Origin of the sequence: Streptomyces sp. NPDC003035 (assembly GCF_042888285.1) — a bacterium.
Lineage (GTDB): Bacteria > Actinomycetota > Actinomycetes > Streptomycetales > Streptomycetaceae > Streptomyces.
Genome location: NZ_JBIAPJ010000011.1, coordinates 22,439 through 49,129 on the forward strand (window position 1 = coordinate 22,439; position 26,691 = coordinate 49,129).

At 72.3% G+C, this 26,691-nt stretch carries 25 protein-coding genes; 15 read left to right on the forward strand and 10 right to left on the reverse strand.

All coding sequences use genetic code 11. The annotated features are described in order from the left end of the window. Positions 1 to 50: 50 nt before the first annotated feature. Positions 51 to 1,694 (reverse strand): acyl-CoA synthetase, encoded by a 1,644-nt coding sequence (locus ACFYV5_RS30310; protein ID WP_389173620.1) that lies wholly within the window; start codon positions 1,692 to 1,694, stop codon positions 51 to 53. Positions 1,695 to 1,871: 177 nt separating this feature from the next. On the opposite strand from ACFYV5_RS30310, the gene ACFYV5_RS30315 reads away from it, so the two are divergent. From ACFYV5_RS30315 to ACFYV5_RS30345, 7 genes are all read left to right on the forward strand, one after another. After that, positions 1,872 to 2,672 (forward strand): crotonase/enoyl-CoA hydratase family protein, encoded by an 801-nt coding sequence (locus ACFYV5_RS30315; RefSeq protein ID WP_389173622.1) that lies wholly within the window; start codon positions 1,872 to 1,874, stop codon positions 2,670 to 2,672. Positions 2,673 to 2,799: 127 nt separating this feature from the next. Then, a complete protein-coding gene (locus ACFYV5_RS30320) occupies positions 2,800 to 3,762 on the forward strand; it encodes a Zn-ribbon domain-containing OB-fold protein (RefSeq protein ID WP_389173624.1) in 963 nt (320 codons plus the stop codon). Then, positions 3,759 to 4,817, forward strand: coding sequence for a thiolase domain-containing protein (locus ACFYV5_RS30325; RefSeq protein WP_355112753.1), 1,059 nt, complete (start codon positions 3,759 to 3,761; stop codon positions 4,815 to 4,817). The genes ACFYV5_RS30320 and ACFYV5_RS30325 overlap by 4 nt, the downstream gene beginning before the upstream one ends. Then, complete coding sequence (locus ACFYV5_RS30330) at positions 4,810 to 5,976, forward strand: thiolase domain-containing protein (RefSeq protein WP_389173627.1); 1,167 nt, start codon at positions 4,810 to 4,812, stop codon at positions 5,974 to 5,976. Before ACFYV5_RS30325 ends, ACFYV5_RS30330 begins: the two co-directional genes overlap by 8 nt. A 76-nt stretch (positions 5,977 to 6,052) precedes the next feature. After that, entirely contained in the window at positions 6,053 to 6,295 is a 243-nt protein-coding gene (locus ACFYV5_RS30335) for a DUF397 domain-containing protein (protein ID WP_355112756.1), read from the forward strand. 416 nt (positions 6,296 to 6,711) lie between these two features. Beyond that, on the forward strand, positions 6,712 to 7,212 hold the full coding sequence (locus tag ACFYV5_RS30340) for a hypothetical protein (RefSeq protein ID WP_329124203.1): 501 nt from the start codon (positions 6,712 to 6,714) through the stop codon (positions 7,210 to 7,212). A gap of 16 nt (positions 7,213 to 7,228) precedes the next feature. Continuing rightward, entirely contained in the window at positions 7,229 to 7,597 is a 369-nt protein-coding gene (locus ACFYV5_RS30345; protein ID WP_355112757.1) for an RNA-binding S4 domain-containing protein, read from the forward strand. A 24-nt stretch (positions 7,598 to 7,621) separates the two neighbouring features. On the opposite strand, the gene ACFYV5_RS30350 is transcribed toward ACFYV5_RS30345, so the two are convergent. From ACFYV5_RS30350 to ACFYV5_RS30360, 3 genes are all read right to left on the reverse strand, one after another. Continuing rightward, positions 7,622 to 9,811: a germacradienol/geosmin synthase gene (locus ACFYV5_RS30350; RefSeq protein ID WP_389173630.1), complete on the reverse strand. Its 2,190-nt coding sequence runs from the start codon at positions 9,809 to 9,811 to the stop codon at positions 7,622 to 7,624. A gap of 160 nt (positions 9,812 to 9,971) precedes the next feature. Beyond that, the gene (locus ACFYV5_RS30355) at positions 9,972 to 11,927 is read right to left on the reverse strand and encodes an N-acetylmuramoyl-L-alanine amidase (protein WP_389174000.1); all 1,956 of its coding nucleotides are present in this window, start codon (positions 11,925 to 11,927) and stop codon (positions 9,972 to 9,974) included. A gap of 319 nt (positions 11,928 to 12,246) precedes the next feature. Continuing rightward, entirely contained in the window at positions 12,247 to 13,371 is a 1,125-nt protein-coding gene (locus tag ACFYV5_RS30360) for an aminoglycoside phosphotransferase family protein (RefSeq protein WP_355112761.1), read from the reverse strand. Positions 13,372 to 13,605: 234 nt separating this feature from the next. On the opposite strand from ACFYV5_RS30360, the gene ACFYV5_RS30365 reads away from it, so the two are divergent. Continuing rightward, positions 13,606 to 15,102 (forward strand): hypothetical protein, encoded by a 1,497-nt coding sequence (locus tag ACFYV5_RS30365; protein WP_389173632.1) that lies wholly within the window; start codon positions 13,606 to 13,608, stop codon positions 15,100 to 15,102. Between the two features lie 87 nt (positions 15,103 to 15,189). Here the strand turns inward: ACFYV5_RS30365 and ACFYV5_RS30370 are convergent, their stop codons facing one another. Then, entirely contained in the window at positions 15,190 to 16,662 is a 1,473-nt protein-coding gene (locus ACFYV5_RS30370; protein ID WP_389173634.1) for a PP2C family protein-serine/threonine phosphatase, read from the reverse strand. A 199-nt stretch (positions 16,663 to 16,861) separates the two neighbouring features. Between ACFYV5_RS30370 and ACFYV5_RS30375 the strand changes: the two genes are divergently transcribed. Together ACFYV5_RS30375 and ACFYV5_RS30380 are read left to right on the forward strand one after the other, a co-directional pair. Next, positions 16,862 to 18,364: a hypothetical protein gene (locus ACFYV5_RS30375; RefSeq protein WP_389173636.1), complete on the forward strand. Its 1,503-nt coding sequence runs from the start codon at positions 16,862 to 16,864 to the stop codon at positions 18,362 to 18,364. Between the two features lie 37 nt (positions 18,365 to 18,401). Next, on the forward strand, positions 18,402 to 18,914 hold the full coding sequence (locus tag ACFYV5_RS30380) for a GNAT family N-acetyltransferase (protein ID WP_355112767.1): 513 nt from the start codon (positions 18,402 to 18,404) through the stop codon (positions 18,912 to 18,914). Here the strand turns inward: ACFYV5_RS30380 and ACFYV5_RS30385 are convergent. From ACFYV5_RS30385 to ACFYV5_RS30400, 4 genes are all read right to left on the reverse strand, one after another. After that, complete coding sequence (locus tag ACFYV5_RS30385) at positions 18,907 to 19,485, reverse strand: YdeI family protein (protein ID WP_389173639.1); 579 nt, start codon at positions 19,483 to 19,485, stop codon at positions 18,907 to 18,909. The two genes, ACFYV5_RS30380 and ACFYV5_RS30385, sit on opposite strands and share 8 nt — an antisense overlap. Before the next feature lie 144 nt (positions 19,486 to 19,629). Then, positions 19,630 to 20,922, reverse strand: coding sequence for a bifunctional GNAT family N-acetyltransferase/ATP-binding protein (locus ACFYV5_RS30390; RefSeq protein WP_355112770.1), 1,293 nt, complete (start codon positions 20,920 to 20,922; stop codon positions 19,630 to 19,632). Positions 20,923 to 21,110: 188 nt separating this feature from the next. Further along, entirely contained in the window at positions 21,111 to 21,467 is a 357-nt protein-coding gene (locus ACFYV5_RS30395; RefSeq protein ID WP_389173641.1) for a DUF805 domain-containing protein, read from the reverse strand. A 210-nt stretch (positions 21,468 to 21,677) separates the two neighbouring features. After that, positions 21,678 to 22,130 carry an SPW repeat protein gene (locus tag ACFYV5_RS30400; RefSeq protein WP_389173643.1) on the reverse strand — a complete coding sequence of 151 codons (453 nt, stop codon included), beginning with the start codon at positions 22,128 to 22,130 and terminating at the stop codon, positions 21,678 to 21,680. 354 nt (positions 22,131 to 22,484) lie between these two features. On the opposite strand from ACFYV5_RS30400, the gene ACFYV5_RS30405 reads away from it, so the two are divergent. The 4 genes from ACFYV5_RS30405 to ACFYV5_RS30420 all read left to right on the forward strand — a co-directional run bounded on the left by ACFYV5_RS30405 (position 22,485) and on the right by ACFYV5_RS30420 (position 24,517). Then, positions 22,485 to 22,856, forward strand: coding sequence for a cupin domain-containing protein (locus ACFYV5_RS30405; RefSeq protein ID WP_389173645.1), 372 nt, complete (start codon positions 22,485 to 22,487; stop codon positions 22,854 to 22,856). Positions 22,857 to 22,986: 130 nt separating this feature from the next. Further along, positions 22,987 to 23,502, forward strand: a complete 516-nt coding sequence (locus ACFYV5_RS30410) for a DinB family protein (protein WP_389173647.1) — start codon at positions 22,987 to 22,989, stop codon at positions 23,500 to 23,502. A gap of 86 nt (positions 23,503 to 23,588) precedes the next feature. After that, a complete protein-coding gene (locus ACFYV5_RS30415) occupies positions 23,589 to 24,119 on the forward strand; it encodes a GNAT family N-acetyltransferase (protein ID WP_355112778.1) in 531 nt (176 codons plus the stop codon). Then, positions 24,116 to 24,517 carry a DUF4440 domain-containing protein gene (locus ACFYV5_RS30420; protein ID WP_389173649.1) on the forward strand — a complete coding sequence of 134 codons (402 nt, stop codon included), beginning with the start codon at positions 24,116 to 24,118 and terminating at the stop codon, positions 24,515 to 24,517. The genes ACFYV5_RS30415 and ACFYV5_RS30420 overlap by 4 nt, the downstream gene beginning before the upstream one ends. Before the next feature lie 66 nt (positions 24,518 to 24,583). On the opposite strand, the gene ACFYV5_RS30425 is transcribed toward ACFYV5_RS30420, so the two are convergent. Continuing rightward, the gene (locus tag ACFYV5_RS30425) at positions 24,584 to 24,943 is read right to left on the reverse strand and encodes a hypothetical protein (protein WP_389173651.1); all 360 of its coding nucleotides are present in this window, start codon (positions 24,941 to 24,943) and stop codon (positions 24,584 to 24,586) included. Between the two features lie 179 nt (positions 24,944 to 25,122). Between ACFYV5_RS30425 and ACFYV5_RS30430 the strand changes: the two genes are divergently transcribed. After that, on the forward strand, positions 25,123 to 26,574 hold the full coding sequence (locus ACFYV5_RS30430) for a carboxylesterase/lipase family protein (RefSeq protein ID WP_389173653.1): 1,452 nt from the start codon (positions 25,123 to 25,125) through the stop codon (positions 26,572 to 26,574). Positions 26,575 to 26,691 lie beyond the last annotated feature (117 nt).

Consider the following 26,691-nt stretch of genomic DNA (forward strand, 5'->3'; position numbering starts at 1 on the left):
TCGGCTCCGGACCCCGCGGAGAACCCGCCCTCGGCTCCGGAGCCCTCGGTTCAGGCGCCCTTGGCTCCCGCGTCCTCGGCCGCCGCCACCGAACGGGCCCACCGGTAGTCCGCCTTGCCGCTCGGGGAGCGCTCGATCCGGTCGGTGATCACCAGCTGGCGGGGGATCTTGTATCCGGCGAGCCGGCTCCGGCAGTGGGTCTGGACGGCTTCCAGGTCGAGGGCGGGAGCCCCGGTGCGCAGCTGGACCACGGCCGCCACATGGTTCCCCCACCTCGGGTCGGGGACCCCGGCGACCAGGGCGTCGTACACGTCCGGATGGGACTTGAGCGCCTGCTCGACCTCCTCCGGATAGACCTTCTCGCCGCCGGTGTTGATGCACTGGGAGCCGCGCCCGAGGACCGTGACGATCCCGTCCTCGTCGACGGTGGCCATGTCGCCGAGCAGGACCCACCGCTCGTCGCCCTTCTGGAAGAAGGTCTCGGCCGTCTTCGCCGGGTCGTTGTAGTAGCCCAGCGGCACATGGCCGCGCTGGGCGAGGCGCCCCGGCTCGCCCACCGCCACCGGCTCGTACGTCACCGGGTCCACCACCCGCGTCCGCTCGTTGACCTCCAGGCGGAAGCCCTTCGCCGGGCCCGAGTCGTCCGTCGCCCTGCCGTTGGAACCGGACTCCGAGGAGCCGAAGTTGTTCAGGAGCAGCACGTTCGGTACGAGCGCCTGGAACTGCGCCCGTACCGTCTCCGACATGATCGCCCCGGAGGAGGAGACGCTGAACAGGGAGGAGAGGTCCGTGCCCTTGAGCGGGCCGTGGAGCGCGTCGATGAGCGGCCTGAGCATGGCGTCGCCCACCAGCGACACGCTGGAGACCTTCTCCTTCTCGATCGTGCGGAGCACTTCCTCGGGGGCGTACTTGCGGTGGATGACCACCCGCTGCCCGTAGTTGAACGCGATGAACGAGGTCAGCGTCGACGTGCCGTGCATCAGCGGGGGAGCCGGGAAGAAGGTCAGCCCCGCGCCGCGTGCCGCGACCCGCTCGGCCAGTTCCTCGGGCCGCTTGACCGGTTCGCCCGCGGGCTCCCCACCGAAGAGCCCGGCGAAGAAGAGGTCCTCCTGGCGCCACATGACGCCCTTCGGCATGCCCGTCGTACCGCCCGTGTAGATGATGAAGAGGTCGTCGGCGGAGCGTTCCGCGAATCCGCGCTCCGGTGATCCGGCCTCTTCCGCCTCGGTGAACGGTACGCAGGTCAGCGCGGGCGCGGCGGCGTTGTCATCGGGCGGGGTCCCCACCCGCACGAGGTGCCGCAGCTTCTCCGTCTGCGGCAGCGCCGCCGCCACCCGCTCCGTGAACTCGGCGTCGAAGACGAGCGCGGCCAGATCGGCGTCCCGGTAGAGGTAGACGAGCTCCTCCTCCACGTAGCGGTAGTTCACGTTCACCGGGACGATCCGCGCCTTGAGGCAGGCCAGGACGGTCTGCAGATACTCGACGCCGTTGTACAGGTGCAGGCCCAGGTGCTCGCCCGGCCGGATGCCGGAGTCGATCAGATGGTGGGCGACCCGGTTGGCGGCGGCGTCGAGTTCCGCGTACGTGAGCCGGCGCTCGGCCCCCGTGCCCGGGTGGTCGACGTACACGAGCGCCTCGCGGTCCGGCACCACGTCGACGACCGACTCGAACAGGTCGGCAAGGTTGTACTCCACCGTTCCTCCTGACTCCGTCGGTCGTCCGGCCCGCACCGGCCGAGGCCGTCATTAGAGCGCCGCCGGGCGGCGGGGGGAAGGGGTGGCGCAGAAGAATCTGACTGAGTGTCAGAAAACTATTGAACTGGAGGCGCACCTCCTGCAACCTGTTCCAGGTCTGGAGACGGGAGGACGTCCATGGGTGGGACCGAACACCTCACCGTGCAGCGCGAAGGCGCCACACTCGTGCTCACACTCAACCGGCCGGAGGCCAAGAACGCGCTCTCGCTGCCCATGCTGGTGGGGCTCTACGACGGCTGGCTGGAGGCCGATGCCGACGACACGATCCGCTCCGTCGTCCTGACCGGGGCGGGCGGCTCGTTCTGTGCCGGGATGGACCTCAAGGCGCTGGCGGGCAAGGGCATGGAGGGGGAGCAGTACCGGGACCGCATGCAGGCCGACCCCGATCTCCACTGGAAGGCGATGCTGCGCCACCACCGGCCGCGCAAGCCGGTCATCGCCGCCGTCGAGGGCTACTGCGTCGCCGGCGGCACCGAGATCCTCCAGGGCACCGACATCCGGATCGCGGGCTCCTCCGCGACGTTCGGGCTCTTCGAGGTGAAACGCGGACTGTTCCCGATCGGCGGGTCGACCGTCCGGCTGCCCCGCCAGATCGCCCGCACGCACGCGCTCGAGATGCTGCTGACCGGTCGTCCGTACAGCGCGGAGGAGGCCGCCCGCATCGGACTCGTCGGCCGCGTCGTCCCCGACGGCACGACGCTGGAGACGGCCCTCGCCGTCGCCGACCAGATCAACGCCTGCGGGCCGCTCGCGGTCGAGGCCGTGAAGGCCTCGGTGTACGAGACCGCCGAGATGACCGAGACCGACGGCCTGGCGGCGGAGCTGAAGCGCGGCTGGCCGATCTTCGGCACGGCGGACGCGAAGGAGGGCGCGCGGGCCTTCGCGGAGAAGAGGAAGCCGGTCTACCGCCGGGAGTGACCTTTCCCCACCCCACCAGGCGTCGGGGCGTGGCGTGGCGGGGAAAGGCCCGCCGCAGGTGCCCCGCCCGTACCTCGCCCGTACCCCGCCCGCCGCCTCCGCCGCCCCGCCGTCCCCGAGGAGACCCATGAACGCCGCCCCGACGCCGGACACCCTTCGCGCACCCTTCGTCGTCGAGTTCCCCTTCACCCGCTCGCTCGGCCCCGTCCAGTCCGCGTTCCTGACCGGACTGCGCGAGCGGACCGTGCTCGGGGTGCGGACCGGCGACGGGCGCGTGCTCGTCCCGCCCGTCGAGTACGACCCCGAGACCGCCGCCGAACTCCGCGAACTCGTCGAGGTCGGCGCCACCGGCACCGTCACCACCTGGGCCTGGAACCCCGACCCCCGCCCCGGACAGCCGCTGTCCACCCCCTTCGCCTGGGTCCTGGTCCGGCTCGACGGCGCCGACACCGCCCTGCTGCACGCCCTCGACGCGCCCGGACCCGAGGCCGTCCGCACCGGCATGCGGGTCCGGCTCCGCTGGGCCGCCGAACGGGCCGGCGCCATCACCGACATCGCCTGCTTCGAACCGTACGAGGGCGAGCCCGCGACGACCGGCGCGCGCGACCACGCCGGGACCTTCGACGACCCCGTCACCGGCATCGTCGCGCCCGCCCGGCTCGACTACACGTACACCCCCGGCCGCGCCCAGACCGGCTACCTCCAGGCCCTCGCGGACAACAGGACCGTCGGTGAACGCTGCCCGTCCTGCGCCAAGGTGTACGTACCGCCCCGCGGCGCCTGCCCCACCTGCGGCGTCGCCACGGCCGAGCAGGTCGAGGTCGGCCCCCGCGGGACCGTCACCACCTTCTGCATCGTCAACATCAAGGCGCGGGGCCTGGACATCGAGGTCCCGTACGTCTACGCCCACATCGCCCTCGACGGCGCCGGGCTCGCCCTCCACGGCCGGATCGGCGGCATCCCGTACGACCAGGTCCGCATGGGCCTGCGGGTGGAACCCGTGTGGAGCGACGACAGCCGCTACCCCGACCACTACCGGCCCTCCGGCGAACCCGACGCCGACTACGACACGTACAAGGAGCTGCTGTGACGCCGGACCGAGAGGTGGCGATCGTCGCCTTCGCCCAGACCGACCACCGGCGGCGCACGGACGAGCTCTCCGAGGTCGAGATGGTCATGCCCGTGCTGCACGACGTGCTGCGGCAGACCGGATGCAAGACCTCCGACATCGGCTTCACCTGCTCCGGCTCCTCCGACTACCTCGCCGGGCGCGCCTTCTCCTTCACCATGGCCCTCGACGGCGTCGGCGCCTGGCCGCCGATCTCCGAGTCCCACGTCGAGATGGACGGCGCCTGGGCGCTCTACGAGGCCTGGGTGAAACTCCTGACCGGCGAGGCCGACACCGCGCTCGTCTACGCCTACGGGAAGTCCTCACCCGGCTCCGTACGCGACGTCCTCACCCGGCAGCTCGACCCCTACTACCTCGCCCCGCTCTGGCCCGACTCCGTCGCCCTCGCCGCCCTCCAGGCGCAGGCGCTCATCGACGCCGGCCACACGGACGAGCCGGCCCTGGCCGCCATCGCCACCCGCAGCCGCGAGGACGCGAGCGCCAACCCGCACGCCCAGCTGCCCGGCGCCCGCCCTCAGGGCGCGTACGTCGTCGGTCCGCTGCGTACCGGCGACTGCCCGCCCGTCGGGGACGGCGCCGCCGCCGTGATCCTCGCGGCGGGGGACCGGGCCCGCGAACTCTGCGCCCGGCCTGCCTGGATCCGCGGCATGGACCACCGGATCGAGGCCCACGCCCTCGGCGTGCGCGACCTCACCGACTCGCCCTCCACCCGGCTCGCCGCCGAACGCGCCGGCGCCTTCGAGCGGCCTGTCGACACCGCCGAACTGCACGCGCCCTTCAGCTCCCAGGAGGTCGTGCTCCGCAGAGCGCTCGACCTCGACGAGAGGGTGAGGGTCAACCCGTCCGGCGGGGCGCTCGCCGCCAACCCGATGATGGCCGCCGGCCTCGTCCGGCTCGGCGAGGCCGCCGCCCGCATCCACCGCGGCGCCTCCGACCGCGCCCTCGCCCACGCCACCTCCGGCCCTTGCCTGCAACAGAACCTGGTCGCCGTCCTGGAAGGGGACCCCCGTGCCTAAGGAGCCTGTGGCCGTCGTCGGGATCGGCCAGACGAAGCACGTCGCCGCCCGCCGGGACGTCTCGATCGCCGGACTCGTTCGCGAGGCCGCCCTGCGCGCGCTGCACGACGCCGACCTGACCTGGGCGGACATCGACGCCGTCGTCATCGGCAAGGCCCCCGACTTCTTCGAGGGCGTGATGATGCCGGAGCTGTACCTCGCCGACGCCCTCGGCGCGGTCGGCAAACCGATGCTGCGCGTCCACACCGCCGGGTCGGTCGGCGGGTCCACGGCGCTCGTCGCCGCGAACCTGGTCGCCGCCCGGGTCCACCGCACGGTCCTCACCCTCGCCTTCGAGAAGCAGTCCGAGTCGAACGCCATGTGGGGACTGTCCCTGCCCGTCCCGTTCCAGCAGCCGCTGCTCGCGGGCGCCGGCGGCTTCTTCGCCCCGCACGTACGCGCCTACATGCGCCGCACCGGCGCCCCGGACACCGTCGGGTCCCTGGTCGCCTACAAGGACCGGCGCAACGCGCTGAAGAACCCCTACGCGCATCTGCACGAGCACGACATCACCCTGGAGAAGGTGCAGGCGTCGCCGATGCTCTGGGACCCGATCCGCTACTCCGAGACCTGCCCGTCCTCCGACGGCGCCTGCGCGATGGTCCTCACCGACCGCGCCGGCGCCCGGCGCGCGCCCCGGCCGCCCGCGTGGGTGCACGGCGGAGCGATGCGCAGCGAACCCACCCTCTTCGCGGGCAAGGACTTCGTCTCGCCGCAGGCCGGCAAGGACTGCGCCGCCGACGTCTACCGGCAAGCGGGCATCACCGACCCGCGCCGGGAGATCGACGCCGTCGAGATGTACGTGCCGTTCTCCTGGTACGAGCCCATGTGGCTGGAGAACCTCGGCTTCGCCGAGGAGGGCGAGGGCTGGAAACTCACCGAGGCCGGGGTGACGGAACTGGACGGTGATCTGCCGGTGAACCCTTCGGGCGGTGTGCTCTCCACCAACCCCATCGGCGCCTCCGGGATGATCCGCTTCGCGGAAGCCGCGCTCCAGGTCCGCGGGCAGGCCGGAGAACACCAGGTGGACGGAGCGCGAAGGGCGCTCGGACACGCGTACGGAGGGGGTGCGCAGTTCTTCTCGATGTGGCTCGTGGGGGACAGGCCACCCGCGGTCTGAGGTCTGTCGGCGCCCGGCGCCGCTCGCTACCCTGAGCCCCGGACGACGATGTCCGGGATGCGGGAGGAGCACGGACGTGGCGGAGAGCACCACCACCCAGCACGCCTTCGCGGGCTGGGACAAGCCGGAACTCGACCTCAGCACAGCCGATTGGCGGTCGAGCAGCCAGGGCGCGGGAGACGTCCAGATCGCCTTCGTCGAGGGCTTCATCGCGATGCGCAACGGAAGGCGGCCCGAGGCGCCGTCACTGATCTTCACCCCGGCGGAATGGCGGGCGTTCGTGGTCAACGCGCGTGAAGGCGAGTTCGACCTGACCTGACCTGACCTGACCTGACCTGACCGCCCTGGCCCGCCGATCATGAGCGCGGAGCATGATCCGACCCGGCTCCTCGCCGGGGGCTCAGCCCTCGACGCCGCGGGATGCCCCGCCGCGGTCTTCTGCGAGCCGGCCGGCGCCGGGCCGGTGCCGCGACGTCGTGGCGCGCTCACCACGCGTGAGCGCGCCGCCGTCGATCTCACCGTCCGTGGCGGCGCGGCAGCCGCCGGGGCCTGCCGCTCCGCGCCGCCCACCGCAAGCTCCGCACCGGCCGGGAGCCGTCCGGGACCCCTCGGGGAGCGGCCGGTGCGGCTGAGCCGGCGGCCCCTGTCGCGGGCCGTCCGGGCGCGGTCTCGGAGCCGTCCGCCGGACTCGCCCCGGCGCGTCGCATCGTGTGCCGGGGCACGTACCATGGCCCTATGTCCTTCCTCCGCCGCCGCAGCGCCGCCACACCCGCGGGCCCGGACTTCGACGTCCTGGCCATGGATCCGGGGGACTGGCCCGGCAACCTCGGCGCCGGTCTGCTGCCCGCCCCCGACGGCAGCTGCCAGGGCGTCTTCCTGCGCTACGACCTGTTCGGCGGCCGCGGCCCCGCGATGATCATCGGCAACCTGCCGGAGGGCTCGCCGGCCCGGGAGCTCGCGGACGGCCAGATCCCCTTCGAGGTCGCGCAGCTCCTCGCGGCCCTGGAGAACGACGAGCCGGTCGAGGTCCTCGACACCGAGGACATGCCGGTGATGCAGGGCGACAACCTGCTGATCGTGCGCCGCATCAAGCTCTCCGAGAGCCGGATCTCCTGCGTGCAGTTCGACCGCAGCGACAACGTCCTGGTGACGATCGCCAGTTGGGACCGGCCCATCACCGACGACCTGTACGCACTCCTCAAGCCGCTGCCCGCCGAGCTCTTCCAGCAGGGCTGACGGGGGGCGGGGGCCGATGAGCGCACGCGTCGACAGCTGGATCTGGGCGGTCCGCCTCACCAAGACCCGCTCCCAGGCCGCCGCGGCCTGCCGGGCCGGACACGTCAAGGTCAACGGCGAGCGCGCCAAGCCCGCGCAGCCGGTGAAGCCCGGTGACGAGGTGCGGCTCTTCCACGGAGGCCGGGAGCGGATCGTCGAGGTCAAGCAGCTTCTGACGAAGCGGGTCGGCCCGCCCGTGGCCGCCGAGGCGTACGTCGACAACAGCCCGCCGCCGCCCCCGCGCGAGCATGTGGCCCTCGCCGGCGTCCGCGAGCGCGGCGCCGGCCGGCCGACCAAGCGCGAGCGCCGCGAACTGGACGAGCTGCGCGGCCGGTCCTCCTCCTGAGAGCGGCCGCGCCCCGCCCGTACCTTACGGAGCGAACAGCGCGGCCAGCCGCGCCGCCGAGGTGCCGATACCGGTCGGTCCCCGCCGCAACAGCGCCGTACCACTGCCGGAGCGGACGTCCTCGGCGCCGTAACGCCGTACGCCGCGATGCCAGTTGAGGATTCCGGCGAGCCAGTCCTCCAACTCCCGTACGTACGCCTCGAAGGCCGCACGCCCCTCGGCGTTCAGCGCGAAGTCCTCGTACAGCATGGGCAGTTCATGCTTCTTCACATGCTCGAACTGCCGCAGCCGGCCCCGCATCAGGTCGTCGACCATGGCCACGGCGGTCGGGTAGTCGCAGTCGAAGAACGTCTGCAGCACGAGGACCCCGTTGTGGACCTCGCCCTCGACCTCGACCTCCTTCTGGTACGAGAAGAGGTCGTTGAGGAGCGCCGCGTAGTCCGCGGCCGAGTTCTCCAGGCTCCGGACCGCGCCCGAGCGGAAGATGCCCGGGGGCAGAGCGCCGGCGTGCCGCAGCCGGCACAGCTGCATCGTCAGGTCGGAGCCGAACGTCTTGCGGCGCATCTCGATGTAGTCGACCGGATCGGGCACCCGGTGCTGCGCCTGGTTGTGCAGCTCCCACATCCAGCTGTCGAGCATCGTGTCCATGGCGGCGCGCAGCTGGGCCCGGCCCTCCGGGCCCATCGGCCCGGCGGTCCGCGCCCACAGATCGGCGAGCGAGCGCTCCATCGGGCTGACCGCGAGCGCGGCCCCCGCGGCCGGATCGTCCACCGGCATACAGGACTTGAACCGCTCGGTGCTCTGCTTGGCGCCGATCAGGTCGCGGGGCTTGCCGAAGACGAGCGGATAGTAGTCGTCGCCGTACGTCCCCCAGGTCAGCCACTCGGCGCTGAGCTCCAGCTCCTCCAGGGTGGCGTCCGGATCGAGCCCTGCCGAGCAGAGGGCCAGGTCGAAGCCCTCGCACATCGGCCGGTCCCAGATGTCGTCCAGGAGCCCCATGCGCTCCGCCCAGTCGACGGAGAGTCGTTTCGCCTCCTCGTGGTGCGGGCTCAGCGTCAGCGGGTACGGAAGGTCGATGGCGGGCAGGAGTGAGGGCCCCACCTGCTGGTGCGGCACGTGTGTGAGGGTGCGGAGCCGCGCGGCGGCGGGCCGGCCGAAGAGCGTTCTGATGTCCAGCGCCGAGGTGCCGAGCACTCCGTCGAGATGCGAAGGCCCGGTGTCCAGGCCCTCGTTCATGTAGCGGCTGGAGCGCATGTGCCACTCGTGCCCGCCTGACTGCCAGTCCTGCAGCCCCTTCGCGTACGCTGCCACGGCCGCGCACTCCGCGGGGCTCAGCCCCTTCTCCAGACAGAGGGCCGGGACTTCGGTCAGGGCCGTGTTCTCGAACTGCTGCAGCCGGGAGGTGAGCAGGTCGTTGACGGCCTCGGCCGCCTCCTGCGTGGTGCAGCCGAGGAACGTCTCCAGGACGAGGACGCCGTTGCTGTTCTCCCCCTCGTCCTCGACCTCCCGCTGGTACGAGAAGAGGTCGTTGCGCAGATGCACCGCGTCGGAGAACGTGTCGCGCAGCACGTGCAGCGGCCGTGACCCCGCCACCGCCTCCGGGACCTCGGCGCCCGCCGCGTACTCGACCAGCCCGGCCGACCAGGGGGCACCGCCCACCTTGCGGCGCATCTCGATGTACTCGACGGGGTTCGCGATCCGCCCCTCGTTGATGTTGTCGAGCTCCCACAGGGACTCGTAGAGCAGTGCCTCGGTGGCTTCGGCGAACCGTTCCCGCCAGGCGGCGGACATGGCCGGTACGGTGCGCCGCCACAGGTCCGCGAGCCCCGCCTCCACCGGGTTGGTGGGCTCGGGGACGCCGGCCGTGGGGTCCAACGGCATGAACAGCGGCAGCCGGTCCAGATAGGCCTTGCCGGCGGCCCGGTCCTGGGTGCGCTTGAAGACTTCGAGGAAGTGGTCGTCGAAGAAGAAGACCCAGACGTACCAGTCGGTGACCAGGGACAGCGCCTCCGCGTCGCAGTCCGGGTGGGTGTAGGCACACAGCAGCGCGTAGTCATGGGACTCGAGGTCGTGCGACTCCCAGATACCGGAGCCCTCCAGCATCCCCATCTCCCGCGCCCACGTCCGGGTGTGCGTGCGGGCGGCCTCCACATGGGGGTTGAGTCGCGCCGGATACGGGACATAGAAATCCGGCAGAACGAAGGGCTGAGGCATGCGTGCGGGGCCTTCCGACGAGCGTGGGCAACTGTTCCCGCCCAGCCTTACCCCTTGCCCGCGCGACCCACGCGAACCCTCGGTTAGTCATATGAACGCCAAGGGGTGGCGTCGGGCCCCCGGCCCGGCGCCACCCCGCGCACTCCGTCCGGCGTCTCGCTCAGGCGCGGGAAACCCGCACGTCGGACGCCTTCACAAAGGCCACCCGGTGGCCGAACTGGATCTCGTAGTACTCCTCCTGCCCCCGGACGACCCGGTGCCCCGTGGTATCGAACACCGGCGCGAAGTAGTACTCGCCCGGGGTGCGGTCGCCCACCACGTACGACTGACCCGCGAGCAGCTTGTACGGCAGCGGCGAGACCGACTGGACCGGGACACCCGCCGGATAGGCCGAGGCCTCCGGATAGGCACGCCCGTACACCGGGATCTGCGTCGCCCCCTCCTTCGGCGTCAGGACCAGGCCCCGCGCGTTCACCGCGGTCGGCCGCTCCTTCGGATTGTGGAACCAGGCCTTCTGGCCGAGGTACCAGATCGCCGTCCAGTCACCCCGCCGCGCCGCCACCGCGTACTGCTGCCCCGTCGAGGCCCGCGCCCCCGTGTCGTTGACCCCGGTCGTGGAGTCCTGGCCGCCCGGGCGGAGACCGATGTCCTTCACCAGCGGCGCGTCGGCGCTCGGCGCCGTGTGCAGCCGGACCGCGCCGCTGCCGTGCGGCGCGCACGCCTGCCCCGCCTTGGCACAGCCCGTGTACACCGGCTGGTGCGCGCTGTAGTCCGGGCGGATCGTCACCACACCCGCGTCCGGGCCGGCGCTCGGGGTGAACGGCCGTCCGAGCAGCTGGAAGTAGTGCGCCCAGTCCCAGTACGGGCCCGGGTCGGTGTGCATCCCGCGGATCGTCGAGGTGACCGTGCCCGGCACGTTGTCGTGGCCGAGGATGTGCTGCCGGTCGAGCGGGATGTCGTACCGCTGCGCCAGGTACCGGACCAGGCGCGCCGACGTCCGGTACATCGCCTCCGTGTACCAGGAGTCCGGCGCCGTCAGGAAACCCTCGTGCTCCAGACCCACCGACTTGGCGTTCACGAACCAGTTGCCCGCGTGCCAGCCGACGTCCTTGAGCGGCAGATGCTGCGCGATATGACCGTCGGAGGAGCGCAGCGAATACTGCCAGGACACGTACGTCGGGTCCTGCACCAGCTTGAGGGTGACGTCCCAGGTCGCCTCCGTGTCGTGCACGACGATGTACTCGATCGACTGGGACGCGGGCCGGTTCCCCTTGTCGTGGTTGCCGTAGTCCCCGTCCCCGAACTCCTCGTACGGCGCCGGGATCCACTCGCACGCCACCGTCCTCGGGCACTCGGTCCGGCCCGCGTCCGCCGTGCGCAGCCCGAGCGACGCCACCTGCTCCGTCGCGGGCGCGATGTCCGCGTCGGGCGCGAGGGTGACCACCTGTCCGCTGTCCGTCGTACGGGACTCACCGGTACGGATCACGTCGTACACGTCGTTCGCGAACGTCGTCGCGGTCGCCGTGTCATCGGCCCCCGACCAGCGAGCCACCGCCCCGTACCAGTCGGCCGGGTCGGCGCTGAGCGGCCGGCCCGACGCGCGCTGGGCGGCGGCGAGAAGCGCGGCTCCGCCCTCGATGTTCGCCGCGGTCCCGGTCCGCAGCTCCTCGGCGGGGATGCCCGTCAACGCGGCCGCCCGCTCCAGCGTCTTGAGACGCTCCGGGAGCTGGGCCGCCGTCGGCAGCGGAGCCTCGTCCGCCTCCGCGACGTGGCGCGGCGCACGCGAGTCGTCGCCCCGCGCGTCCTCCTCGCCGTGCGAGTGGTGCGGGGCCCCGGCCAGAGCGGTCACCGCGTCCGTGAGGTGCATCGGACCGTAGCCGCCGGTCACACTCGGCGCGCCGCCGTGCGCGTCCCACCGCGACTGGAGGTACGACACCGCGAGCAGCACGCTCTGCGGCACACCCCGGCGCTCGGCGGAGGCGGCGAACTGCCGCTGGAGCGAGCCGGATTCCAGCGAGCCGGACGTTTGCGAGCCGGACTCCAAGGATCCGGCGGTGGCCGACGGGGCGGCCGAGAGAAGAGGGAACAGCAGAGCGGCGGACGCCACGGCGCCCACCGTCCGGGCGACCCGTCTGTGCGACGCGGAACGGTGCAAGGCAGCCTCCGGGAACGGGGGATGACGAGGGGGCGTGCGGGGCCGAACCCGTACAGGGGTATCGGCTTCCGGACCATCCGTCAATCACCCCGCCGGTCATGGGATTTCCCATGTCAGGAGGCATGTCGTGGAGTTTCGCGGCGGCGGCGCGCGGGCCTGCGGCGCGTCAGTGGAGTGGACCAATGAGGGCGGCTGCGAGGAGGGGACACGGACACCGCGCGCCCGGTGTGTCGGCACCGGGTGCGCGGTTGTCACCCCCGTGGGAGCGGACGGCGCGGAGTCACCGCGTACCGACCGCCGCGCGCACGGCCCGCCGTGCCATGGCGCAGTCGTCGTGCAGCCGCCGCAGCAGCAGCCGCTGTTCCTCGCCCGGCGAGACCGCGCCGGAGGGAACGGGAACCGAACCGGCGGGCGGCGCCTCCTTGATGGTGCGCTGCACCGCCGTCTCGTACGTACGGATCTCCCGCGTCAGCACGATCATCAGGTTCACCAGGAAGGCGTCCCGCGACGCCGCTCCCGCCTGCTGGGCGAGCTGACTGATCTGCCGCCGCGCCAGCGGCGCGTCGCCGAGCACCGCCCACATCGTCGCCAGGTCGTAGCCGGGCAGGTACCAGCCGGCGTGCTCCCAGTCGACCAGGACCGGGCCCGTGGGGGAGAGCAGGATGTTGGAGAGCAGGGCGTCGCCGTGACAGAACTGGCCCATGCCCTGGCGGCCACCGGCCTGCGCCAGGCCGTGCAGCAGCTTCTGCAGGTCGTCCCGGTCGCGGTCGGTGAACAGACCCAGCTCGTGGTAGCGCGCGATCCGCGAACCGTAGTCGAGCGGAGCGTCGAAGGTTCCGGCCGGCGGACGCCAGGCGTTCAGCCGGGCGATCGCACCGAGCGCGGCGCGCAGGTCCGCCCGGGGCGGAGCCTCCACGGGGTGGCGCGTCAGCGCCGCCGCCCGTCCGGGCATCCGCTCGATCACCAGCGTGCAGTTCTCCGGATCCGCGGCGATCAGCCGGGGGGCTCGCACCGGTGGCCGGTGCCGGACGAAGGAGCGATAAGCAGCTATTTCGTGCTGGAACCGCTCGACCCACGCGGGGGAGTGATCCAGTAAACACTTGGCGACCGCGGTGGTCCGCCCGGTCGTGCCGACGATCAGTACGGAGCGGCCGCTGCGACGCAGCACCTGCACGGGATTGAACTCCGGGCAGATCCGGTGGACGGACGCGATCGCCATCCTCACCTGGGCCCCCTGGGGGCCCGACAGGTCGATTCGCCCGCTGGGAGCCTGAGCGGTACTGCCCGCCCAGCGCCTCGCACGGCCCGCCGGGGAGACGGGGGCGAGATACGGTCCGCTGCCGGCCGGCACGGTGCGGTGCAGCGGCCGGGGCGGTGCGGACACGGAGGACGATGCTGTGTACATGGAGGAGACAGATCCCTTCGTGTGCCGACGATTTGCGTGCGTCGCCCCGCCCGGCCTCCGGGCCGCACCCTGGGGAATGAGGGCCGGTTACCGGGGCGGGGTGGCGCGTTCCTACCTGACACCCGGGCGCGGGTGGCGGAACATCGGGCGCACCCTGGCGAAGCCTGGCGAATAGTCGCCAGCCCTATGACAGGGGGTTACTGTCAACTCAGCCGAGAACCTGGGGGCTTAGACGTGACCGGACAGACCAACACCCGCCTGGCAGACCTTTTCGGCCTCGCCGGCTGGTCCAAGGGAGAGCTCGCGAGGCTCGTCAACCGGCAGGCGGCGGCCATGGGCCATCCGCAACTGTCGACCGACACCTCACGGGTGAGGCGATGGATCGACATGGGGGAGACCCCGCGCGATCCCGTACCCCGGGTGCTGGCAGCACTGTTCACCGAGCGACTCGGCCGTGTCGTGACCATCGAGGACCTCGGGTTCGTACGACACGGGCGCACCGGGAAACGGCAGAACGTCAGGAACACCGACAACCCTGACGGGCTGCCCTGGCCGCCCGAGCGTACGGCAGCGGTCCTCACCGAATTCACGGGAATGGACCTCATGCTCAACCGACGCGGCCTGATGGGCGCGGGCGCCGTGCTCGCCGCCGGCTCCGCACTCACCAGCGCCATGCACGACTGGCTCCACACCGACCCCTCACGCGCCGCCGCGGCGGCCCCCCGCGCGAACGATCCCCTCCACGCCGACCCCGCTGGTTTCGACCGCTACGAGGCCGCCCCCATCGGGTCGGAGGAGATCGAGGCACTGGAGCGCTCGGTGGAGGTGTTCCGCGCCTGGGACGCCTCCCGCGGCGGCGGACTCCAGCGCAAGGCGGTCGTGGGCCAGCTGAACGAGGTGGGCGGCATGCTCGCCTACCACCACCCCGACCACCTCCAGCGGCGCCTGTGGGGCGTCGCCGCCAACCTGGCGGTCCTCGCCGGCTGGATGTCCCACGACGTCGGCCTCGAACCCACCGCCCAGAAGTACTTCGTCATCGCCGCGCACGCCGCCCGCGAGGGCGGCGACCGGCCGCGCGCCGGCGAGGCCCTGTCCCGCGCCGCCCGCCAGATGGTCCACCTCGGCCGTCCCGACGACGCGCTCGACCTGATGAAGCTCGCCAAGTCCGGCTCCGGCGAGGAGGTGCTGCCGCGCACCCAGGCGATGCTGCACACCATCGAGGCCTGGGCCCAGGCGTCCATGGGCAAGGGCCAGGCCATGCGCCGCACCCTGGGCGAGGCGGAGGACCTCTTCGTCTCCGACCGTTCGGACGTGCCTCCGCCGAGCTGGATGCAGAACTTCGACGACGCCGACATGCACGGGATGCAGGCCCTCGCCTACCGCACCCTCGCCGAGCACGACCCCGCGGCCGCCGTCCCGGCGCAGCGCCACGCCAAGCTGGCCCTCGAACTGCGCCGCAACGGCCACAACCGCTCCAAGCTCTTCGACTACATCTCGCTCGCCTCGGCCTGCTTCATCGCCGACGACCCGGAACAGGCAGACCGGTACGCGCGGCTCGCCCTGGTCTCCATGGGGGAGACCTCCTCCCACCGGACCTGGGACCGGCTGCGCGAGATGTACCGGCTGACCGGGCAGTACGCCGGCTACGCCAAGATCGAGGACCTGCGTGAGGAGATCGAGCTCGCCCTGCCCAAGCCCGCCGCGAAGCGGCCGAGGACCGGCTCGATCTGAGCGGGCGGGCACCCGGCGCCCGGTACGAGAACCCATGAGAAAGGGCACACCGGCTCTGCCGGTATGCCCTCCTGAGCGGCACCGCCGCTACTGACCCACGCGGACCACCATCACGCAGGCGTCGTCCTCACGCGGTGCCTCGCCGAACTCCTCCACCACCGACCGTACGCAGTCCTGCGCGTCCCGCGCGCCGGCCAGCCGTGGCGCCAGCGCGAGGAGGCGCTGGGTGCCCGAGTCGTCCATCCCGCCACTTCGGGTCAGCCCGTCCGTGTGCAGGATCAGCAGATCTCCGGGGAGCAGCCGGATCTCGGCCTCCTCGTACGCGGCCCCGGCCGTCGCTCCCAGGAGCACACCCTCGGGCCGCTTCAGGGCCCGCCCCGTCCCGTTGCGGAAGAGCAGCGGGGCGGGGTGTCCTGCCTGCGCCCAGGAGAGCGTCTGGCTCACCGGGTCGTAACGGCAGCACATCGCGCTGCCCAGGGCCGGCTGGACCGAGGTCTCGAGCAGCTGGTTGAGATGGCTCATCAGGGCTCCGGGGCGGATTCCGGCCACCGCCATGCCACGCAGCGCACCGAGGAGCATGGCCATCGAGGAGGTGGCGGAGACACCGTGCCCGGTGAGGTCACCGACCGTCAGCAGGGCGTCCCCGTCCGGGAGGGCGAGCGCGTCGTACCAGTCGCCGCCGATGAGACCGGTCGTCGCGGCCGGCAGGTAGTGCCCGGCCACGTCGAGCGGGGCGCCCGGGCCGCCGTGGGCGAAGCGCAGCGAACCGCGCCACGGAGGAAGGACCGCTTCCTGGAGCTCGACGGCGACCCGGCGCTCGGTGCGCTCGAGGTGGCGTCGGCGTTGCAGACTGTCACGGGACTCGCGCACGGCGCGCTCGCTGCGGCGCAGTTCGCTGACGTCCCGTAAAACGGCCCACATGGAGGCCGTGCAGCCGTCGGCGTCGAGGACCGGCTCGCCCATCATGTGGACCGTACGGACCCGGCCGTCGGTGCGGACGATCCGGAACTCGCCGTCGATCGGCTTGCCGTCGATCAGACAGTCCGTCACCATCGCCTGGAGCACGGGCTGGTCCTCGGCGAAGACCATCGAGGGGAGTTCGTCCAGCGACATCGGACCGCTCTCCGGGGTCCGGCCGAAGATCTGGTACAGCTCCTCGGACCAGCTGACCTCGTCGTTGAGCAGGTTCCATTCGGCGCTGCCGACGCGGCTCAGCAGGGAGCCGGTGCGCGCGGGCGAGGGACCACCGTAGGCGGCGCCGGGGTCGGAGGCGGTGTCGGGCGCGGCGTCGATCTCGACCGCGTCGGGCAGGACGGGGAGCTCGTCCGGGAGGCCGGCCTTCAGCTGCCCCAAGTGGGCGCCCAGGTCGTCGAGTTGGTGCACGGCCAGCTCGCACAGGGCGCGCTGCCAGCGGTTCTTCGGGTCGTCCTCGTCCAGTTCGGCGTCCCGGCGCACGGCGTCCACGTCGCCGCGCAGACGGCGGGTCTGCGAGATCAACGCGTCCACCGTGCCGGGCTCCGGCGGCTGGGCGGGACGGTCCGCGGACAGATGGGACGGCATGTCGTACTCCGATACAGGCGCGGCGCGGGCGAGCTGATGGAACGAGGCCCGGAAACGACTGTTGCACAGGCGGGGACAGCCCGTAAGGGATTTGGCAACACTCGATACGGTGGTGCTTCTGACATATGCCAAAGGCCCGCCGATTATCGGCCATCGGGGTGGTAACGAGAAGGGGCGGTGAGAAGGTTACGGTGCTGGTGTGGTGAACGACGAGCTGGACAGAGTGGGTACGGCGGTGCTGCTGGCAGCGGCCCCGGCGGGGCGGGGACGAGCGATGGACGCGGCCTCCGTGCTGCCCGCGCTGGCGGCGGTGCCGCCGAGCGCGCTGACCGGCACCCCGGTGGCGACGGTCGTCGAACTGGCCGACCCGCTGGACCCGCAGACCGTGCTGACGCGCCTCCGGGCGGCGGCGACGACGCCAGGGCCGCTGGCGGTCTACCTCGCGGGCCAGCTCCAACTGGACCGCCGCCAGCACCTGCCGCATCTGGCGCTCGCGCGCAGCACGCCGACGACGCTGCGGTACACGGGGCTGCCCTGGCACTGGCTCGCGGCGGAACTCGCGGCGCGGCGGCCGGGGACGACGACGGTGGTGGCGGACCTGGTCGCGGACCCGGAGCTGTGGCAACGCCTGCGCCCCGCCCCGGGCCTCCTCTCCCTGGGCCCCGGCCCGCTCCTGTACGGCAGGGTCGCACCGGCCCCGCGCCGGGGCGGCCCTGCGACGCCGGAGTACCTCCGCCACTTCGCCACCGTGTGGCGCACGGGCGCCCGCCCGCCGCTGTCGCACCTCCACGCGGAGGCGGCGGCGCAGGGCGGCGAGGCCGAGGCGCTGTTCCTGACCCCGCCCGCGGGCCCGGCACCTGCCGCCGTGCCTGTCGCTGTGGCGGTGCCGGGGAGTTCGGCCGGCCCGCACGCAGGGTCCGGTCGCGAGGTGAGGGACGCGGCGCCTCCGTCCGGACCGGTTCACGGCCACGCGCCCGTCCCGGTCGGCGACCCGGGCCCGGGACACCCGCTCCCAGCCGCCCCCGGGTCAGCGCTCGCACACGTACCGGGAACGGCCCCCGCCCCTTCGCTCGCCCCGACGACACCCGCCCCCGCAGGCCCGGCGCCCGCACTTCCCACCGGCCTGGCCATCCCCGAGCCGGTCGCGCCCGCACCTGCCGCGGTCGCGCCCGGCCCCGCTTCGGTCATCGCCGGTCCGGCTCCGGCCATGACGGGCGCGTCGTCCGCCGCCGCGGTCGGGTCCGGCACGTACGGCGGGGGAGCCGGGCAACGGGTCGTGCCGGGCGTGGTCGTGCCCGACCCGCACCCCGCCATCCTCGCCGCCGCGCAGGCCGGGCGGCACGGGGAGGCCGTGGCCGTCGCCGTCGCGTGGGAGCAGGAGGCGTTGCGGCGGTACGGGCCGCGCTCGCAGCAGGCCGTGCACTGGATGGAGGTGCGGGCCGATCTCGCGCGGCTCGCCGGAGAGCCCGCCCGCAGCTGCGAGTTGTGGATCGCGGCCGCCCAGGCCCGGCTCGGACTGAGCCAGGAGCCCGGCGACCCCGATGTCGAGGGCGCCGTCGACCGGGCGCACCACCAGTGGGAGCAGATCGAGGACCTCGCCCGCGCCCGCGGGCTGGGCCCCGCCCTCGTCGCGCTCCGGCAGCGCGTCCCGGGACGAAAGGCCGGCGCGCTCGCCGCCGTACAGCGCCGGTTGCGCCCCTGACGGACGGGGGACGGCCGACGCTGGGATGATCGTACGCATGCGCACCTCCCCCGCCGTGCCCGCCGGCGTCGCCCTCACCACCGAGCGACTGCTGCTGCGGCCGGTGCGGGCGCGTGACGTACCGGCCGTCACCCGGCTGTGGACCGACCCCGACGTCCGGCTCCACCTCGGAGGTCCGGTCGTCGACCAGGTCGTACGGATCCGGCAGCGGCGCATCGTCGGAGCGCCCGGCGTCCACGCGGTCGTCCGGGCCCCCGACGGGATCCTGCTCGGCCTCGTCACCGTCGAGCCGGCGGCACGGGAGGGCGAGACGGAGGTCTCGTACCAGTTCCTGCCCGAGTACTGGGGGCACGGCTACGCGCGCGAGGCCGTCGCCGCCGTCGTCGAACGGACGCTGGAGCGCGCACCGAGCGTGGTCGCGGTGACCCAGCGGGCGAACGACCGCTCGCGGCGGCTCCTGGAGGCCATCGGGATGGTCCACGCCGCCTCCTTCGTGGAGTTCGAGGCCCACCAGGTGCTCTACCGCCGGACCGGCGGACCCGTCAGGTGACCTTCTCGCCGGCCGCCAGCTTCGCCATCATCCGCTCCAGGCGCTCCCCCCGGTTCTTCGGCGTGCGCGCCTGCCACAACCGCAGGATCACCATGTACTGATCGGTCTTCCCGAGCTGCTCGTAGAAGGCCCGGGCCTTCTCGTCGGCCGCCAGCGCCGCCGCGAGGTCGTCCGGCACGGTCGCCTCGGCCTGCGAGGGGTACGCGTTCGCCCACCGGCCGTCCGCCTGCGCCGCCCGCACCTCCGCGAGCCCCGGCTCGCGCATCCGGCCCGCGGCCACCAGCGCTTCGACCTTGCGGACGTTCACCAGCGACCAGAGGCTGCGCGCCCGGCGCGGCGTGTACTTCTGGAAGTAGTACGCCCCGTCGCCGCCCTTGCGCGTTCCATCGATCCAGCCGAAGCAGAGCATGCAGTCGAGCACCTCCGGAATGGTCAGCGACTCGCCCCCTTTGCCCTTCTTGGCGATCCTCAGCCAGACCCCGGGCGTGTTGGCATGGTGGATTTCCAGCCAGGCCTCCAACTCCTCGGTCTTCGTGACGGTCATCAGCTCGAGCCCCTCGTACTGCTCCATGGGACCAGTCCCCCTCTGTTCGTCAGCCGTCGCGGAAACCTTTGTGACCACGATATTGACAATGATCGGAGACCGGTTGCCACTTCCCCGCCACGCGCGATCAGCGCTCCTTATCGAAGCGATTCGTCACGAGTGACGGGATCGTCAGAACCGGGCGTGCGTGGTGATGTCCGACTCGAACTGGGTGATCATCTCCGGCGTCACCGTCGGACGGCACTGGCCGATCGCCTCCAGGTAGTCCGCCGTGCTCGCCCCCGGGATCCGTTCGTCGGTGACCGCCCGTCCGCCGACGGAGACCAGATCGCGCTCGAAGGAGTTCTGGGCGGCGATCCGGGCGGCGTGCTCGATGTCGGCGGGCGTGAACAGGTCGCTCGCCGCCACCAGTTCGTCGATGTCCACGTCCGGCCGGCCGTCGGTGTAGCGCGCCCAGATCGCGGCGCGGGCCGCCTTGTCCGGCGTACCGATCGGGATGAGGTAGTCGAAACGGCCCGGGCGCAGGAACGCCGGGTCGAGGGAGCGGATCGAGTTCGTCGCGCAGACGAGGAGGCGCTCGTCGCGCTCCCGGAAGCCCGGTATCAGTTTGAGCAGTTCGTTGGTGACTCCGTGCATCCCGCCGGGCTGCGCGGGCTCCTGACGGACCGGGGCGATCTCCTCGACCTCGTCGATGAAGACCAGGACCCGTTCCAGCTCGGCGATCCTGGCGAACGCGGAGCGCAGCGCCGCCGCCAGATTGCCCTCGTCGGCCAGCCGGGAGGGCAGGATCTCCACGAACGGCCAGCCGAGACGCGAGGCGATCCCGCGCGCGAACGTTGTCTTGCCTGTCCCCGGCGGGCCGAACAGGCCCACCGCGCGCGGCGGGCGCACACCGTGTCGCGCCGCGCGCTCCGGCTCGGCGAGCGGAAGCACGACACGCCGTTCGATCAGGTCCTTCTCGCGCTCCATCCCGGCGACCTTCCCCCACAGGTCGCCCGGCAGCAGCCGGCCACCGAGGTCGTCGAGGAGGTTGGCGGCGGGCCCGTGCAGCGGCTCGACCTTCTCGAAGTAGGCGACGGCCGGCTGGCGGGTGTAGCCCGCGTTGAGGAGCCCCTCGCCGAGCAGGTCCTCCTCGGGCAGGACGTACGCGATCCGGCCGACCCGCGCGGCGACCAGGCGCCGCTCCAGCTCCACCAGGAGGGCGCTGGCGAGGCCACGGCCGCGCCACGCCGAGGCGATCGCGATCCGCATCACCCAGGCCCGTTCCCCGGCCACACAGGCGAGCGCCGTCCCGATGGGCACGCCCTGGTGGACAGCGACGACGGCCGGCTGGCGGGAGGTCAGGGCGCCGATGCATTCGGCCAGGGAGAAGACGGATTCCTGGCCGAGCTCGGCCGTGGTGTCGATCAGGTGGACCACTGCGGCGAGATCGCTCTCGCGGTAGTCATGGATGAGCCAGTTCACCGGTACCGCCCCTCGTTCGTTCGGTGTGCGCGCCGTTGCGGCGAGGCTAGGGGCGGGGGAGGAGGCGGGTCGTGCGCCACTGTGCACAAGGCGGCGGGCCCAAACGCTCCGTACCGGCACTGGCAACCGGGGGGGCAGAACGCACGAGGCCCCCGGAACCTTCCGGGGGCCTCGTTGCGCGGGAACCGTCAGTAGGTCTGCGCGGCCTTCGGGCTCGGGCCGTAGGCGTTGTCGTGCGCCTCACCCTCGAGAACAGTGAAGACGAACAGGATGACGCCGCCGACGATCGGAACGAAGCTGATGAAGTACCACCAGCCCGACCGGCCGGTGTCGTGCAGGCGACGCACCATGACGGCGAGCGACGGCACGAGCACGCCCAGGGCGTAGATGGCCGTGAACAGCGGGAGCGTGCTGAGGGCGAAGTCGATGCCCAGAAGGATGACGGCCGCGATGGCGTTGAACAGGGTGAACATCCAGTATTCCTTGCGGCGCGCGCGGCCGCTGAATACGGCGTACTTCTTGAGAACGTCGAGGTACCAGTTCACTTAGTCCCCCCAAGGACTGGAAATGCGAGCGGGAGCCTGTCCCGGTGGAGCAAGCTTACGCAGAACTTATGTGGCCGAAACGCGGTCGGTCAATTCGTTACCTGGGGTGGGACGTTGGGGGGTGGTGTGTCTGGTTTTGCCTAACGGGAAGGTCACGGCGCCGCATCCTGATGTGGAGGATGCGGCGCCGTTTTTGGGGAGATCAGAACGTCATCCCGTTCTCCTGTTCTTGCTCTTGCTCATGAGGAGCCCGCCCGCCGTGAGGGCGAAGAGGCAGACGCATGCGCCGGTGATGACGTTGCTCACGATCGCGCCGGTGCCCGCGTCGGTCGGGGGGACCACCCAGGCGGAGATGATCAGCCATGCGCCGAGCAGCAGGACGACGACGTTCAGGTCCTGCGAACGCTCCGGAGCCATCGACATACACAGGCCCAGGACCGCGAGGGCGATGCCGGTGATCAGGTTGCTGAGGGCAAGTTCTGGCTGAGCGGCCGCGAAGTGAACCACCCACGCGGCGATCGCGGCGTAGATACCGGCCAGGATCACCAGCTCCTCGACCGCCGCGACACCGCGGGTCTCGAGCATCCGGGAGTAGCGCTGGCTCATTTCCGGTGCGTCCGGGTGGCCCCTGATGTCACCAGGACGGTGAGAGACGTCGGACATACGACTCGCCTCCTTCTGGCGCCATGCGCGCCTGATCGGGCTTGCGGCGTGGTGCCGCGGTTTCATTGTGCTCTTATCTGGCCTTTATGTGTAGATCTGCCCGATATGGAATCCGCACAGAAATGGACCGGCGGATTAGCGCGGATCTGCCAAAGAGTGGTCGAAGAGGTAACCGTTCGGTGAATGGTCACCGAAATGTCACGCGGGGTGACGTATCGATATACGCGCGCCCCTTCAGGCGCGTTCGGCGCTTCCGTACCGCCGGGCAAGGAGGCGTCGCGCGAAGGCCGTTCGGCGTAACCTGGAAGAGGACTCGGGGGCTGGTACGTCTCACCGCCTGGGAGGCGGATGAACATGACCGGAATCGTGTCCCGGAGCTTCGACTCCGCAGATGAGACCCGTCCCTTCGAGGACGGCAAGGGCAGGCTGGACGTGATCAACGCCGACCGCGGTCCGGTCGGCCGGGCCGTCTTCCAGCCGGGCTGGCAGTGGTCCAAGCACGTCAAGCCCATAGCCGGTACGGACAGCTGCCAAGCCGCCCACGTCGGGTACGTCGTCAGCGGCCGGATGAAGGTCGTCATGGACGACGGGGAGTCGGCCGAGTTGGGTGCCGGCGACTTCATGGCCGTCAAGCCGGGCCATGACGCCTGGGTGCTCGGTGACGAGCCCTGTGTGGCCCTGGACTGGGTCGGGTTCGGTGACTACGCCGTACGCAAGGGCGACTGACCCCGGCATGTGAAACGCGCGTTCGGGGCGCGCCGCCGACGGCGCGGGGGCGTCTTCATGGGGGTGCCTCCATGGTGGCCGACGCGAAAATGCCGGGACCGGCATCCGCGTCCGCTGGCACGATGATCCGATGAACGACGATCGCCGCACGCAACCGCCCCGCGCCGCCGACGAGCGCACCACGCTCACCGCGATGCTCCAGTTCCAGCGCGACACGCTGGAGATGAAGTGCGCGGGGCTGACCACCGACCAGCTCAAGCAGCGCGCGATCCCCCCGTCGGGGCTGTCCCTCGTGGGCCTCGTGCGGCACGCGGCCGAGGTGGAACGCGGCTGGTTCCGCAATGTCGTCAGCGGCGAGGAGAGCCGCAGCTCCTGGACGCCCGCGGGCTCGACGGAGTGGGCGGACTTCGACGTCGACGACCTCGACGAGGCCGGCGTCGCCGAGGCGTTCGCGGTGTGGCGGGACGAATGCGCCCGCGCCCGCGCCGTCGTGGACGCGGCGGACTCCCTCGACGTCCACGGCCACCTCGGCGAGGAGGCGTACTCGCTGCGCTATGTCCTCGCCCACATGATCGAGGAGTACGCCCGTCACAACGGCCACGCGGACCTGCTGCGCGAACGCATCGACGGCGTCACGGGGGAGTAGTGGGGAGCGTCCGGGTCCCCCCGACACGTCGGGGGGCGAGGAAAACCCCTGATCAATAAGGCCGTTGGCCTGTTATCGTCCCGCCTATGCCTGAACTGGTCACCCCCACAGCAGGTCTGCACACCTCCTGGCTCGCAGCACACGCCGAGTGGACCCCCGGCGCCCACCAGGACGGTGCCGGAATGAGGCTGGCGGAAGGAGACGCCCTCGCCAGTCCGGAGGTGTTCGCCGCCTGGGTCGGAAGACTGCGGGCCCAGGCCGACCCGACCAGACCGCTCGCCGAGGGCTGGGTGCACGCCACACACTGGTGGATCGTCGAGGACGGCGCGTACGCGGGCGCGATCGACCTGCGCCACGAGCTCAACGACCTCCTCCTGCGCGCGGGCGGGCACATCGGCTACAGTGTCCGGCCCTCCGCCCGCCGCCGCGGTCTCGCCACCTGGGCGCTGGGCGCGGTCCTCCCCGAGGCCCGCGCCCTCGGCCTCGACCGGGTGCTGGTGACCTGCGACGAGGACAACATCGCCTCCGCGCGCACGATCGAGCGCAACGGCGGCGTCCTGGAAGACATCCGCGAGACGGAGCTCGGCCGCAAGCGGCGCTACTGGATCGCCCTGTGAGCGCGGCGAAGGACGCCGCCGAGGTTGCCGACGTCGCCGAGGCTGTCGCGGCGGAACTCCGGCTCATGGAACCCTCCGTCCGCACCTCCCGCGCGCTCGCCCGGGAACTGCTCGACCCCGCCTTCGTCGAGGTCGGCGCGTCCGGCCGCCGCTGGACGTACGCGGACATGCTCGCCGCGCTCCCGGACCTCCCCGGCGGTACGGAGGACGGCCCGCGGTACGAGCCCTCGGCGATGACCGGCACCGTCCTGGCCCCGGGCCTGGTCCACCTGACGTACGAGACCGTCATCGACGGCCATCGCGCCCGCCGCAGTTCGCTCTGGCGCCGGGGTGGCGAGGGGGCGGGCTGGCGGATGTACTACCACCAGGCGACGCCGGTCCCGCCGGAATCGGAGTAATCGGAGTAATCCGGTCAGGGCGCGAGCCGCCGGCCGGGACGGCGGGGTACGGGCCCCGAGGACGCGTCAGCCGTACGCGTCGGTCACGCAGTCCGCGGCGCAGGCGGCACGTTCGTACTGGTGGCGGAGGGCCGCCGCCGCATGGTCGCGGGACACCTCGACGTGCCCGAAGTGGTCGGCCGCCAGGCGCATCACGTCCTCGACGGTGACAATGGCCGGCTCCCCGTGGCCGGCGGCGTCCCGCGCCGACGCGATCGCCATGCCGGCGGCGCGCAGCAGGACCCGGAAGCGGGCCCGCTCGGCGGCGACGCGCGCCCGTGCCGGGTGCAGCGGTCGCACCGCCCGCCCCTGCCGGAGCGCGCCCGTCGCCATCAGGGCCGCGCCGAGGGCGACCACCAGGATCCCGACCACCGTCGCCGCGTCCATACCGCCGCCACCCCCTCCCGCAGAGCCGTCCGTACGCGGTCTTCCCCTCGTCCAGGAGTCCGACACCCGTTCCCGGGGCGCCGACCGGCGGATGGATCCATACGGTCACGCCGAGGGGTGACACGTGTAAGCTGCTGCCCGTCGACGTCCCCGGCAGACCCCGTCGCGCAGGAGCTTCCATGACACGCACCGCCGCACCCCTCGTCACCACCACCCGCGGCCCGGTCCGCGGCGAGCGCCGCGCCGACGGCAGCGTCCGGTTCCTCGGCATCCCCTACGCCCAGCCGCCCGTCGGCGACCTCCGGTTCGCCGCCCCCGTGCCGCCGGAGCCCTGGACCGAGCCCCTCGACGCCACCGCGTACGGACCGACCGCCCAGCGCCGCCCCTTCGCCGAGGTCACCACCATCCCCGAGCCCTGCGTGCCGGGCGCCGGAGTGCTCAACCTCAACGTCTTCACCCCTGCTCCCGATGCGGAGGGTCTGCCCGTTCTCGTCTGGATCCACGGCGGCGGCTACGTCGCCGGGTCCGCGGCCAGCCCCTGGTACGACGGCTCCGCCTTCAACCGGGACGGCGTCGTCCTGGTCTCCCTGGGCTACCGGCTCGGCATCGAGGGCTTCCTGCACGTGGAGGGCGCACCCGACAACCGGGGCGTCCTCGACTGGATCGCCGCCCTGGAATGGGTCCGTGACAACATCGCCCGCTTCGGCGGCGACCCGGCCAAGGTCACCGTCGCGGGCCAGTCGGCGGGCGGCGGCGCCGTACAGACCCTGCTCGCCGTCCCCGCCGCCCGGGACCTGTTCCGCGGTGCGCTCTCCGTCTCCGGCGCGGTGATGCGCCCGGACGGACCCGAGGTCGCCCGCGCCGCCGCCCGCCTGTTCACCGCCCGTACCGGCGTGGCCGCCACCGCCGCCGCGCTGCGCGACCTGAGCGACGACGAACTGCTCGACCTCCAGGACCGGCTCGGCGCGCCGGGCCCGGACCGCGAGGGGCTGCCGCCCCTGCTGTCCCTGGCGCCCTTCGCCGACGGCGAGCTGATCCCGGAACCGGTCCTCGAGGCGTTGACCGACGGCGACGCGGGGGCCGACGTCCCGCTGATGCTGGGCTTCACGGCACACGAGTTCAACGCCTTCCCCGCCCCGGGCCCCGACGGCCCGCCCCTGCCGGTCCTCCTCGGTTCCGTCGGCCTGGCGCCGGACCGGGTGGAGTCCTTCACCGCCGCCTACGCGGCGGGCGGCCATGACCGCCTGTTCGGCCAGGCGCTGACCGACGCCACCTTCCGCGCACCGTCCCTCGCCCTGGCCGAAGCCAGGGCCGCACGCCAACGGCCCACCTGGCTGTACCAGTTCGTCTGGGAGTCGCCGGTGAACGAGATGGCCTTCCACTGCCTCGACCTGCCGTACGCCTTCGACCTCCTGGACGCCGAGGGCGTCACGGCCGCCGCCGGGGACGCGCCCCCGCGCGCCCTCGCCGACGCGATGCACCGCGCCTGGGTCGCCTTCGTACGGGACCAGGACCCCGGCGAGTCCTGGCCGCGCTACACGGCGGGGGACCGCGCCATCATGCTCTGGGACACCGAGCCGCGCGTCGAGCGCGACCCCCTGCGCCAGGTCCGCGAGCTCTGGCTCTCCTGACCGGTCCAGGCGGGGGCGGCGGACCGTCAGCGCGCGCCGGACCGCGCGCCGGGCTTTGCGCTGAGCGAGGCGGCTCGAAGTGCCCCCACGCGGCCCAGGCCGTGCCCCCCCGCCGAT

Bases quoted from the DNA above. Each gene is read 5' to 3' on its own strand.
- ACFYV5_RS30315 (WP_389173622.1), top strand. From the start codon at position 1,872: ATGGGTGGGACCGAACACCTCACCGTGCAGCGCGAAGGCGCCACACTC.
- ACFYV5_RS30320 (WP_389173624.1), top strand. From the start codon at position 2,800: ATGAACGCCGCCCCGACGCCGGACACCCTTCGCGCACCCTTCGTCGTC.
- ACFYV5_RS30340 (WP_329124203.1), top strand. From the start codon at position 6,712: ATGTCCTTCCTCCGCCGCCGCAGCGCCGCCACACCCGCGGGCCCGGAC.
- ACFYV5_RS30345 (WP_355112757.1), top strand. From the start codon at position 7,229: ATGAGCGCACGCGTCGACAGCTGGATCTGGGCGGTCCGCCTCACCAAG.
- ACFYV5_RS30350 (WP_389173630.1), bottom strand. From the start codon at position 9,811: ATGCCTCAGCCCTTCGTTCTGCCGGATTTCTATGTCCCGTATCCGGCG.
- ACFYV5_RS30360 (WP_355112761.1), bottom strand. From the start codon at position 13,371: ATGTACACAGCATCGTCCTCCGTGTCCGCACCGCCCCGGCCGCTGCAC.
- ACFYV5_RS30370 (WP_389173634.1), bottom strand. From the start codon at position 16,662: ATGCCGTCCCATCTGTCCGCGGACCGTCCCGCCCAGCCGCCGGAGCCC.
- ACFYV5_RS30380 (WP_355112767.1), top strand. From the start codon at position 18,402: ATGCGCACCTCCCCCGCCGTGCCCGCCGGCGTCGCCCTCACCACCGAG.
- ACFYV5_RS30385 (WP_389173639.1), bottom strand. From the start codon at position 19,485: ATGGAGCAGTACGAGGGGCTCGAGCTGATGACCGTCACGAAGACCGAG.
- ACFYV5_RS30400 (WP_389173643.1), bottom strand. From the start codon at position 22,130: ATGTCCGACGTCTCTCACCGTCCTGGTGACATCAGGGGCCACCCGGAC.
- ACFYV5_RS30405 (WP_389173645.1), top strand. From the start codon at position 22,485: ATGACCGGAATCGTGTCCCGGAGCTTCGACTCCGCAGATGAGACCCGT.
- ACFYV5_RS30410 (WP_389173647.1), top strand. From the start codon at position 22,987: ATGAACGACGATCGCCGCACGCAACCGCCCCGCGCCGCCGACGAGCGC.
- ACFYV5_RS30415 (WP_355112778.1), top strand. From the start codon at position 23,589: ATGCCTGAACTGGTCACCCCCACAGCAGGTCTGCACACCTCCTGGCTC.
- ACFYV5_RS30425 (WP_389173651.1), bottom strand. From the start codon at position 24,943: ATGGACGCGGCGACGGTGGTCGGGATCCTGGTGGTCGCCCTCGGCGCG.
- ACFYV5_RS30430 (WP_389173653.1), top strand. From the start codon at position 25,123: ATGACACGCACCGCCGCACCCCTCGTCACCACCACCCGCGGCCCGGTC.